Below are 10,705 nucleotides of genomic sequence, written 5' to 3'. Positions count from 1 at the left end.
TCTAAATACTTTTTAGACGGCCTCCTTTTTATTTATAATCAATAGACTAAGAAACTAATTTTCTTCCTCTTCTCTCTTTACTACTTCCTTTTGCCATTCCCAGGCGCTTTTTAAAGCTTCATCTAAATGCTTCTCGGTTTTCCAGCCCAACTCTTCATTGGCTTTTTGGGTATCGGCGTAGGCTGCAACAATATCACCTTCTCTTCTACCTACAATTTTATAAGGTAATTTTTCTCCGCTAGAACGTTCAAAAGAATTAATCACTTCTAAAACCGAACTTCCTTTTCCTGTTCCCAGGTTAAAAACTTCAAAATTGCTCTTTTCTTTATTTTGCTGAAGTCGCTCTAAAGCTACCACGTGAGCTCTAGCAAGATCCATCACGTGAATATAATCTCTAATGCAAGTTCCATCTGGTGTGGGATAATCATCCCCGAATACCGAAAGTTCTTTTCTCTTTCCAATTGCGGTTTGCGTAATAAAGGGAATTAGATTTTGTGGGGTACCAATTGGTAATTCTCCAATTTCAGCAGAAGGGTGTGCGCCTATAGGATTAAAATATCTAAGGGAAATCGCTTTAAAATTCTTATTTATTTTAGCCGTATCAGTAATAATCTCCTCTCCTATTTGCTTGGTATTTCCGTAAGGAGATTCTGCTTTTTTAACGGGAGCGTTTTCGGTAATTGGTAAACTATCGGCCTGGCCGTAAACGGTACAGGAAGAACTAAAAATAAAATATGCGTTTTCTTTTACTTGCAGTTCCTGCAGTAAATAAATTAAACTGGCCAGATTATTTTCGTAATATAATAGCGGATTTTCAACACTTTCCCCTACCGCTTTTGAAGCTGCAAAATGAATAACCCCCTCTATATCTGGGTATTTTTCAAAAAACTCTTTTACCTGGTTTTTATTTCGAAGATCTAAATTTTCAAAAATCGGGGTTTTTTGAGTGATTTTGGTAATTCCTCCAAGTACATCTATAGAAGAGTTTGAAAGATTATCTATAATCACTACTTCGTAACCTTGTTCCTGAAGCGCGACAACCGTGTGAGAACCTATAAATCCGAGTCCGCCGGTTACCAATATTTTTGAGCTCATTTCTTTTATTTTAATTAAGACGCAAATTAATAAAAATGAAATTGCTAAACCTTCCCGTTAAATATTAATTCCCTGCTAAATATTTCAAGGAAAAGTCTATTCTAAATTACCAGATTCTCTATAAACCCTATCTTTGCAATCTAAAATTTAAACTATGCCCCTGGAAAAGCAAAAAACGGTCTTTAAATATGTAAGCATCCTGGAAGGACTTTCATTTTTACTATTATTATTTATAGCCATGCCCCTAAAATATATTTGGGAAATGCCACAAATGGTGCAACAAGTTGGGATGGCTCACGGTGTTCTTTTTATCGCCTATGTTATGGGTGCCATCTGGCTTTTTAAACCACTAAACTGGAATTTTAAAGAGTTATTAATAATACTTGGTTGCTCCCTGGTGCCTTTTGGACCATTTTACGTAGAAAAAAAATACCTTTAAACTATGAATATAGAGGAAGGATTTAAAAATCTTATTTGTCTTTTTGAAACTCTTCTAATAGATCAGGGGGTAAACCCAACACTCGCGCTGTATCTTAATTTACTGCTAAATATCCTGGTATTAATCCTGATAATTATAGGAATAAATTACCTGATTAAAACTTTTGTAATTGAAGCTTTTAAAAGTTTTAGCAACAAGACAAGAACTACTTTTGACGATTTTTTAATTAAAACTAATTTCCCAAAATATATTGGGCAAATTCTTCCTCTGGTTATAATTTACCTTACCGTTCCTTATATTCTGGTAGATTTTCCGCTGGCTATAAAAGCTTTTTATTTCCTAATAGATGTTTATATCATTTTTCTTATTGTATGGATAATTAGAAGCATTTTACGCACTACCAAGAGCTACCTAAGAACCTTAGAATCTTTTAAAGATAAACCGGTAGAAAGTTACATTCAGGTAGTAATGATTATCGTTTGGCTGTTCGCCTTTATCTTTATTATTGCCGAAATTACGGGGAAAGATGTAATTAATTTTATAATCTCCCTGGGTGCTGCTTCGGCAATTTTGCTGTTAATTTTTAAAGATACCATCTTAGGTTTTGTAGCTTCCATTCAGGTTAGTGTAAACGATATTGTAAGAATTGGCGATTGGATTACCTTTAGTAAATACGGCGCCGATGGTACCGTGACCGAAATTACCCTGGCAACCGTTAGGGTACAGAATTTTGACAATACCTTTACTTCTATTCCCACCTATAGTTTGATTTCTGAATCTTTTCAGAATTGGCGCGGAATGCAGGAATCTCCCGGGAGAAGAATTAAACGTTCGGTTTTTATAAAACAGAATTCGGTTAAATTTATTACTCCTGAAGATTTTGAAAAGTATAAGAATATACAACTAATTTCTTCTTATCTGGAAGACCGGCAAAATGAGATTAACGATTATAATACTACTAACCAAATAGACAAAAACCTGCCGTTAAACGGAAGAAACCAAACCAACCTGGGTATTTTTAGAAAGTATATAGACACTTATTTAAACAACCACTCGGCTGTACATAAAGAAATGTATATTATTGTAAGACACTTGCAACCTACCGAGCATGGGATACCTTTAGAAGTATTATGTTTTAGCCGGGATAAACGCTGGGAGAATTTTGAATATATCACCGCCGATATTTTTGACCACATTATTGCTGCCGTTTCATATTTTGATCTTCAGTTATTCGAAGCACCTTCAGGCGATGATATTAGGGATTACTTTAATAAGACCAATTTAGAAAACACTCCAAATAAAAATTCGTAAATTTTTCCGACTAAATTTAAGTTGAAGAGCTTGAATCAGGCTAATTTTCATTATCCTAAACCTAGATTAGAATTGGATTAAAAATTATCTTTTAGCCACCAAACAAAAACAAATATGACTTTAAAAGGCTTTCTTCAGGGTTTTGGAATTATCGCGGTAGTAATGACCTTAGTTCCCTTAATCGCCGCAGATTTCTGGTGGATTCGTATTTTTGATTATTTGCACATACAATTAACGCTTCTCACCCTCACGGCAATTGCCGCATATTTTATAAGATTTGATATAAAAAGAGCCGAAGATTATATTTTTATGGTGGTTTTGCTGGCCTGTTTTCTTTTCCAGGTAATAAAGATTTATCCCTATTTTCCCCATAAAAATTATGAAGTTGGCCAGGCTTCAGAAGAGAATTTCAGTAATAAATTTAGCCTTTATACTGCAAATGTTCTTCAGAAAAATGAAAATCCTGACCTGGTTTTAGCCGATATTAAAAAGCAAAATCCAGATATTTTATTATTTACTGAAACCAATACTCGCTGGAAAAATGATCTTGCTGCCGTAACCAATTCTTATCCTTATAAAGTTGAAGTTCCTTTAGACAATACTTACGGGATGTTATTCTATTCCCGGTTAGAGCTTAAAAACCCTGAAATACAATTTTTAGTAGACGATAGTATACCTTCCATTCACAGCATTTTAAAATTACGCTCTGGGGAAGAAGTGATGTTTCACGCCATACATCCTACGCCGCCAATGCCGCAGCATAATCCTTCTTCTTCAGACAGGGATGCCGAAATGATGAAAATTGCATTTATGGTAAAAGATTCTAAGTTGCCGGTAATAGTAGCAGGAGATTTTAATGATGTGGCCTGGTCTTCTACCACGGCACTTTTTCAAAATGTTGGTGGTTTACTAAACACCAGGATTGGCCGTGGCTTTTATAATACTTTTGATGCTTCCAGTTTTATTATGCGATGGTCTTTAGATCACGTATTTGTCACCGAAGAATTTAGGGTTGCCGATTTTAAACTGGGAAGTTCTATAGATTCAGATCACTTACCTCTTTATATAGAACTTAACCTTGAGCCTGAAAAAGCTGAAGAACAAAAGCCCGGGCCTGCAACTGAAGAGGAAATTAAATCTGCCCGCGAACAAATAAAAGCAGAACAAGAAGCTAAAGAAAATGATTAACAAAGACTAAAGCTCTTTCTTGTTTTCGCTTCAAACTTCCATTTAGTGCACATATTTCTCACTCTTTAAGTAATTCTTTACTAGAATTCTTAAATAAAACCCAAAGTAAGTTTATGCATTAGTTTTCCTTAGTTTTCTTTCTAAATTTAAATATTGTTTAGCCACATTATAGCTCTTATTTAGCTAATACACAGTGGTTTTATTTTAATAAAATTCAATAGAAAACTTTAGAAAAACTTAGAATGCTGAATATATCTGAATTATCGGAGAAATCAATTAAACAAATTTTAACAATCCTTGAAGAAGATGGCAAAATAAGTGCTTCGCTTCCGGGGGCTGGTTTAATTCATATAGAAGATAATTTACCCTACCTGGTTGTTTATAGAAAAAGAGAAGACGATCCCGGCACCGAAAGAATAATTATTAGTGAAGCATCTTACCTTTTAATTGGTAATAAATTTTTTGAAGCTTACCAAAGATTAATTTATGCCCTGGCCGATAAGCTTTCTTCAGATTTTAAATCTTATATGGTTTTTGAGATCTATACGGGAGAACCCAATAATTGTTTTACCATTAAAGCGCCAGCTCAAAAGCTACCAAGTTCTGTAAAAGTATTAGAAAAAGAACTTAACAGTATAATCGATATATTTTCGGGACTTTATTTAAAAGCCGAAATAAAAGATACTCCCCATCGTCAAAGAGAAGGAGACGAGGATATTTTAAGTATAGACGAGGCAAAGAAATCTGGTGCAGTAATCGTTGGGCTAGAAATTCCTCCCGTTTTTCGGAATGAAAATAATGAAGTTTACCCCGTTTTTTTAAGGCAATTTAAAGATTACCTAATTACGTGTATACATAAAGCATTATTTGATTATGTGAGAGTGCAAACTTCCAGTGGGGTTGGTAGTTATCTTGCCCTGGGCAGAAAACATTTAAAGGAAAAAGTGTTTGAAATTGATAAAGCCCTCGCTAAAATAGAACGCTCTTACCAGTTTTTATGGTTGGTTTCTCCCGCCAATATTCAGGATATAAAACAAACTTTTTTTGAAAGTAATTATGAGAAGGTTTTAGATTATCACTATAGATTGCTTCCCATAGACCCCGATCTTTTAAAAAGAGAACTTTATAACCTTAAAGTTGAAGAAATAGACGATCCTGCGATGTCACATATTTTTAGGGAGAAACGTGAAGAACTGGATCAACAAATCACGATGTTAAGTGAACGTGGCACCTCTAATTTCTTTTATAACAGTATTAGACTTTATAAAGGTTTAGACTCTAAATTAAGTCAGGAAGCAGGTCAAATACTTAGGGAAGTAGACGAAGTAGCCGAAGAAGAAGATGCCGAATTTATTGATGCAAAAGGCTTTAGTAGTTTGGCCCGCCGGGAGTTTGATTATTTTGCTGAACAAGATGAAAATTTTAAAAGTAAAGTTCATATTCGTAAAGATGTGAATATTATGATGGTGAATAAAGGCGAACTTTATATCCCTGCTGATTATAGAATGAATAAAACTGAAGCGACAGCCCTTATTCAACACGAGGTGGGAACACACGTTTTAACGTATTATAATGGTACGCGACAACCTTTAGAATTATTAAGCAGTGGCCTGGCAGATTACGATCCGCTTCAGGAGGGACTGGCAGTAATGTCTGAATTTTTAGTAGACGGGCTTACCGGAAATAGATTAAGAACTTTAGCCGGAAGGGTAATTGCCGGTTCGGCATTAATGGAGGGCGCTGAGTTTCCGCAGTTGTTCCGTTTACTAAAAATGGATTATGGATTTACCCCCGAAAGAGCTTTTAATATTACTTCCAGGATTATGCAGGGCGGCGGATTTCTAAAAGATATAATTTATTTAAAAGGTTTGGTTCAACTTCGCGATCACTTACAAAATGGCGGGGAATATGAACCACTATTAGCAGGAAAATTTGGATTAAAACACACCAAAATAATTGAAGAATTAACCGAAAGAAAAGTATTAAAAACGAGCGCACTGCGCCCAAGTTATTTATTAACCGAAAATGTTACCAATAAATTAAACCTAATCAGAGAGGGGCTTCCCCTTTCACAAATGATAACCTAATGAAAATTTGCTTTGTATTAAACGATATTAAAAACGAAAAATGTGGAACCTCGGTATTATTAATGAATACTGCTCACGCTCGTGGACATGAAGTTTATGCCATGGGAGTTGGTGATTTTAATTTTCATCACGATGCACCAATTAGTATAAATAGTGTGCAGGTGCCAAAAAATACTAAAACAAAATCTCCGGCTAAATTTCTGGAAGCTTTACAGAGTTCTAAAGCGCGTAAAAAGACCATTGCAGCCAATAAACTGGATGTACTTTTTATAAGAAATAATCCTACCGAAGAAGAATCTGGGCGGGAATGGGCAGAACATGCCGGGGTTGCTTTTGGCAGGATGATTCAGCAAGAAGGCGTATTGGTATTAAACGATGCCAATGCCCTATCTAATGCATTTATAGATAAACTTTATTTTGAAGAACTTCCGCAGGAAATAAAACCCGATTCTTTAATTACCAGGAATAAAGAGGATATTTTAAAATTCTGGGAAAAGAATAATAAAAAAATTGTTTTGAAACCCCTGGAAGGTTCTGGTGGTCAAAATGTTTTTTTAATAGATGAAAATGAAAAAAATATCAATCAAATTATTGAAACCATTAGTCAGCATGGTTATGTAATTGCCCAGGAATACTTACCGGCAGTTAAAGACGGTGATGTTCGAATTTTATTAATGAATGGAAGGGTCATGGTTAAAGATGGAAAACAGGCAATTATTAGACGCGTTAGTGGTGAAGGAGAATTCCGAAGTAATTTTGCCCTTGGTGCCACTGCCGATAGTAGTGACCTTACTCCAGAAATGCAACGCATTGTAGATCTAACCGCACCAAAACTTATTCGCGACGGGCTTTTCTTCGTCGGGCTGGACGTGGTAAAAGATAAATTGATAGAAATAAACGTGTTAAGCCCAGGCGGTATGGAGCGTTTTAAAGACATAGGCTTACCAGATTTTACTCCAATGGTAATTGAAGCCATTGAGCGAAAAGTTGAATACAAAAAGCTTTACGGGCATCAATTTGATAACAGGGAAATTGCCTGTATGGAATAGTAAACAATCCCAGAGCATTCAATATAGATTATCGAGTAAAACTGAAAAAGAGATATTATGAGTAATAAACCAGAAAAACATATTCCCAGGATAATTGGGAAGTATACCAGCAATAAAAAAGGACCTTTACTCTTTATAACTGCCGGCATTCACGGCAACGAACCAAGTGGTGTTAAGGCCCTGGAAGAAGTTTTTAAACAACTTGAAAAATCCAAACCTGAAATTGAAGGAACTCTGGTTGGAGTCTCTGGAAACCACAAGGCCCTTAATCAAAATAAGCGCTATATAGATGAGGATTTGAACCGGGTTTGGACCGAAGAGAATATAGAACAGAAAAAATCGGAAACCCACGAGCAAAAAGAAATGTGGGAAATTATAGACATCTTAAAGCAATTTACGGAAGAAGATTACACCAAGCGTTATTTCCTGGATTGTCACACCACCTCATCAGCGAGTTTACCTTATGTCTCGGTACAGGAAGTGAATGATAATGATGAATGGGCACATAATTTCCCCACCTTTATCGTACGTGGATTTAGCGATATAATTACCGGTGATATAGATCATTATTTAAGCAGAACCGGAATGACTGGTTTTGTTTTTGAAGCTGGACAACACGAAGATAAAACTTCAGTTGAAAATCACGAAGGTGTAATTTGGCTGGCCTTAAAAGAAGCCTGCAAACTGGATCTTTCGATAATCGAAACTTACCCTGAATGTGTAAATCGTTTTGCTGAAAAAAATGCACCAGATCAAAAAACCTTTGAATTGGTTCATCGTCACGGCCTTGAAGATTCTGATGTATTTGAAATGGAACCGGGATACGAAAATTTTCAAGAGATCAAAAAGGGAGAGCTACTGGCAAAACAAAATGGAAAAGAAATAATAAGCGAATGGGATGCCCGTATTTTTATGCCATTATACCAATCTCAGGGAAATGACGGCTTTTTTGTGATTGAGGAAGTGAAAGGAAAGTAATTGAAGTAAGCTCAAAAATCATAGGTTATTCTGAATTTATTTCAGAATCTAAGCCGTTAGAATTAATAAAGAGACCTCACCGGTAAAAAACCAGTGAGGTCTTTTATTTGATTAATTTTCAGCAAATTCTACACACACCGGAGACATTACCTCAACGGGAAGTAAATGTTCTTCAAGTTCTCCCGTTTTCATATTTATTTTAAAACTGCTAATTGTAGAAGTATCCTGGTTAGCTGCATAAAGAAAGTTTCCATTTGGAGAAATCGCAAAATTACGCGGTGTTTCTCCTTTGGTTGGGTAATAACCAATCACACTTAATTTACCGGAATTTTCATCAACTTTAAAAGTCGCGATACTATTATGCCCACGATTAGAAGTGTACACAAATTTCCCCGAAGGATGTAAATGAATATCTGCTCCTGAATTATTTTCTTTAAAATCTTCAGGAAGCGTTGAAATATTTTGAATAATCTCCAGGGTCCCGTCTTCTTCTATTTTCAATACACTTAGCTTTGAATTCAATTCGTTCATTGAAAAAGCGAAGTTTTCATCTTTAGAAAAACTAAAATGTCTTGGACCCGAGCCCTTTTCTAATTGCAAAAAAGCTTTTTCTTTCTTACTTAATTTCCCGGTTTTAGCATTAAAATTAAACATCCATATTTTATTGTTTCCAAGATCAGAAATATAAGCGGTTTTATTATCTGAAGAAATTGAAACCGAATGGGCGTGAGAGGCTTCAGGATTTTCTAACTGAATTTTTTGTTGTTTTTCCAGGTTTCCATCCTCTCCCCTTTTATAAACCATAACCACGCCACCCATATAGTTGGAGACAAAAACATAATTTCCACTTTTGTCAATCTCTATATGGCAGGGCGCAAAACTTTCGGTAGAAATTTTTCCTAATTCTTCTAAACTATTATCACTATTCCTTTTAAACGAATATATAAAACCAGATTCAGCATCGCCACCACCTAATTCGCTCACCGCATACAGGTTTTTACCATCTTTAGAAGCTTTTACAAAGCTGGGATTAGTAACTTTCGCCACAGTTTTTTCGGGATGCAAACTTCCATTTTCAGGATCTTGCAAGGCTAGAAATATTCCTTTTGCCTTTCCATCTACATGGCCTTCTTTTTTGGTGTAAGTACCTATATAAACCGGTATTTCAGCATTTTGAGCGGCACAGGTTGTGGTAAGGACCACGGCCAAACTAATTAGCGTAAATCTTATCATAATTTTATCTGGTTAAAGCCATTTTTTACGTTTAAAATAATAGATCATAAGTAGAAAAATAACAATCATTATTCCCCATAATACAAAGTAACTGTACTCCCACTGCAGCTCGGGGATATATTCAAAATTCATCCCGTAAATTCCGGCAATAAAGGTCAGCGGAATAAAAATAGAAGCCATAATGGTTAAAACCTTCATCACCTCGTTCATTTTATTGCTAATAGTGGTCATGTACATATCCATAAGCCCCCAGGCCATCTCGCGGTATAAATCTATATTTTCTGAAACCTGGAGAATGTGATCGTGAAGGTCGTTTATATAATTTTTGGTTCGGGTTTTTATGAGATCGTTCTCTAAATTCTGAAACCGGGAAATAACTTCTTTAAGCGGAAAAACTGCCCGTCTAACCCGTAAAATTGCTCTTTTTAAATCCTGAATCTCATAAGTAATATCATCACTTGGCTGACTTTCAAAAAGTTGTTCCTCCAGTTTTTCTACTTTTTCGCTTAACTCATCTACCACCAGGAAATAATGGTCTACTATAGCATCTAAAAGAGCAAAAACCAGGTAATCTGAACCATTAGTACGAATGCGACCGTAAGCCTTTTCCAGGCGCCCCCTCACACCATCAAACACATCACCTCCTGCTTCCTGAAAAGTAAGTACATAATCTTTACCTAAAACAAAACTTATATGTTCATTTACCAATTTATCGTCCTGGTGATAAAGCATTTTAGCCACAATAAACAAATAATCTTCATACTCATCTATTTTTGGCCGTTGGGTAGTATTTACAATATCTTCAATAATTAACGGGTGGAGATCGTAATATTTACCCAGTTTTTCTATCTCTGCGGTATTGCTTAAACCATCTATATTAAACCAGGTAATTCGGTCTTCGGCTTCAAATTTAAAAGCATCCTCGGTAGAGGAAGAAATATGCCTTTCATAATTCTCTTTATTATAATCTATAACTTCCAGGCTGGTTTCACCAGATTCTTTTCTACCAACATAGGTGACAGTTCCCGGGGGTTGGTTTACAGATTTCATTTTTGGCCTACGTAAACTTTGCGTAATTCTTTTTACCATAATCGTACTTTGTAGGTTAAAGGTAGCAAAGTTTTGTTTTTGGCTCTATTAAAAACACGACGAAACTAAACTTCATTTAAAAATTAATACAAACTACCTCAGCCAAAAAAAGCCCTTTTAAAAAGTTAATCGTGATGTGAGGGCAGATTTTAAAGCATTTAAGTTTCAATTATTGAGTAAAACTGAGTTTAATCATATTTATATGAAAAAAACGACAATAGATTTACCTAATCCTA

The 10,705-nt window shown here is 35.4% G+C and carries 9 protein-coding genes; 6 read left to right on the top strand and 3 right to left on the bottom strand.

The features are described 5' to 3' along the window. Positions 1 to 54: 54 nt before the first annotated feature. Positions 55 to 1,095, bottom strand: coding sequence for a UDP-glucose 4-epimerase GalE (gene galE, locus B4F31_RS05110; protein ID WP_286760764.1), 1,041 nt, complete (start codon positions 1,093 to 1,095; stop codon positions 55 to 57). A 154-nt stretch (positions 1,096 to 1,249) separates the two neighbouring features. Here galE and B4F31_RS05105 point away from each other — a divergent pair, with 154 nt between their 5' ends. From B4F31_RS05105 to B4F31_RS05080, 6 genes are all read left to right on the top strand, one after another. After that, positions 1,250 to 1,534, top strand: coding sequence for a DUF3817 domain-containing protein (locus B4F31_RS05105; RefSeq protein WP_075326808.1), 285 nt, complete (start codon positions 1,250 to 1,252; stop codon positions 1,532 to 1,534). A 3-nt stretch (positions 1,535 to 1,537) separates the two neighbouring features. Further along, a complete protein-coding gene (locus tag B4F31_RS05100; protein WP_286760763.1) occupies positions 1,538 to 2,845 on the top strand; it encodes a mechanosensitive ion channel family protein in 1,308 nt (435 codons plus the stop codon). A gap of 114 nt (positions 2,846 to 2,959) precedes the next feature. After that, positions 2,960 to 4,033, top strand: coding sequence for an endonuclease/exonuclease/phosphatase family protein (locus B4F31_RS05095; RefSeq protein ID WP_286760762.1), 1,074 nt, complete (start codon positions 2,960 to 2,962; stop codon positions 4,031 to 4,033). A gap of 242 nt (positions 4,034 to 4,275) precedes the next feature. Beyond that, on the top strand, positions 4,276 to 6,120 hold the full coding sequence (locus tag B4F31_RS05090) for a flavohemoglobin expression-modulating QEGLA motif protein (protein ID WP_286760761.1): 1,845 nt from the start codon (positions 4,276 to 4,278) through the stop codon (positions 6,118 to 6,120). Next, positions 6,120 to 7,169: a glutathione synthetase gene (locus tag B4F31_RS05085; protein WP_075326804.1), complete on the top strand. Its 1,050-nt coding sequence runs from the start codon at positions 6,120 to 6,122 to the stop codon at positions 7,167 to 7,169. Before B4F31_RS05090 ends, B4F31_RS05085 begins: the two co-directional genes overlap by 1 nt. A gap of 57 nt (positions 7,170 to 7,226) precedes the next feature. Further along, positions 7,227 to 8,147: a succinylglutamate desuccinylase/aspartoacylase domain-containing protein gene (locus tag B4F31_RS05080; RefSeq protein ID WP_286760760.1), complete on the top strand. Its 921-nt coding sequence runs from the start codon at positions 7,227 to 7,229 to the stop codon at positions 8,145 to 8,147. 111 nt (positions 8,148 to 8,258) lie between these two features. Here the strand turns inward: B4F31_RS05080 and B4F31_RS05075 are convergent, their stop codons facing one another. Beyond that, on the bottom strand, positions 8,259 to 9,380 hold the full coding sequence (locus B4F31_RS05075) for a lactonase family protein (protein WP_075326802.1): 1,122 nt from the start codon (positions 9,378 to 9,380) through the stop codon (positions 8,259 to 8,261). Positions 9,381 to 9,392: 12 nt separating this feature from the next. Continuing rightward, complete coding sequence (gene corA, locus B4F31_RS05070) at positions 9,393 to 10,469, bottom strand: magnesium/cobalt transporter CorA (protein ID WP_075326801.1); 1,077 nt, start codon at positions 10,467 to 10,469, stop codon at positions 9,393 to 9,395. Positions 10,470 to 10,705: the final 236 nt, after the last annotated feature.

It is taken from the genome of Salegentibacter sp. UBA1130 (assembly GCF_002311535.1).
Taxonomy (GTDB): Bacteria; Bacteroidota; Bacteroidia; order Flavobacteriales; family Flavobacteriaceae; genus Salegentibacter; species Salegentibacter agarivorans.
The sequence above is the reverse complement of the archived record's forward strand: the minus strand, read 5'-3'. Positions and strand labels throughout refer to the sequence as shown.

Coding starts and splice junctions, on each gene's coding strand:
- galE (WP_286760764.1), bottom strand. CDS start 1,095: ATGAGCTCAAAAATATTGGTAACCGGCGGACTCGGATTTATAGGTTCT.
- B4F31_RS05105 (WP_075326808.1), top strand. CDS start 1,250: ATGCCCCTGGAAAAGCAAAAAACGGTCTTTAAATATGTAAGCATCCTG.
- B4F31_RS05100 (WP_286760763.1), top strand. CDS start 1,538: ATGAATATAGAGGAAGGATTTAAAAATCTTATTTGTCTTTTTGAAACT.
- B4F31_RS05095 (WP_286760762.1), top strand. CDS start 2,960: ATGACTTTAAAAGGCTTTCTTCAGGGTTTTGGAATTATCGCGGTAGTA.
- B4F31_RS05090 (WP_286760761.1), top strand. CDS start 4,276: ATGCTGAATATATCTGAATTATCGGAGAAATCAATTAAACAAATTTTA.
- B4F31_RS05085 (WP_075326804.1), top strand. CDS start 6,120: ATGAAAATTTGCTTTGTATTAAACGATATTAAAAACGAAAAATGTGGA.
- B4F31_RS05080 (WP_286760760.1), top strand. CDS start 7,227: ATGAGTAATAAACCAGAAAAACATATTCCCAGGATAATTGGGAAGTAT.
- B4F31_RS05075 (WP_075326802.1), bottom strand. CDS start 9,380: ATGATAAGATTTACGCTAATTAGTTTGGCCGTGGTCCTTACCACAACC.
- corA (WP_075326801.1), bottom strand. CDS start 10,469: ATGGTAAAAAGAATTACGCAAAGTTTACGTAGGCCAAAAATGAAATCT.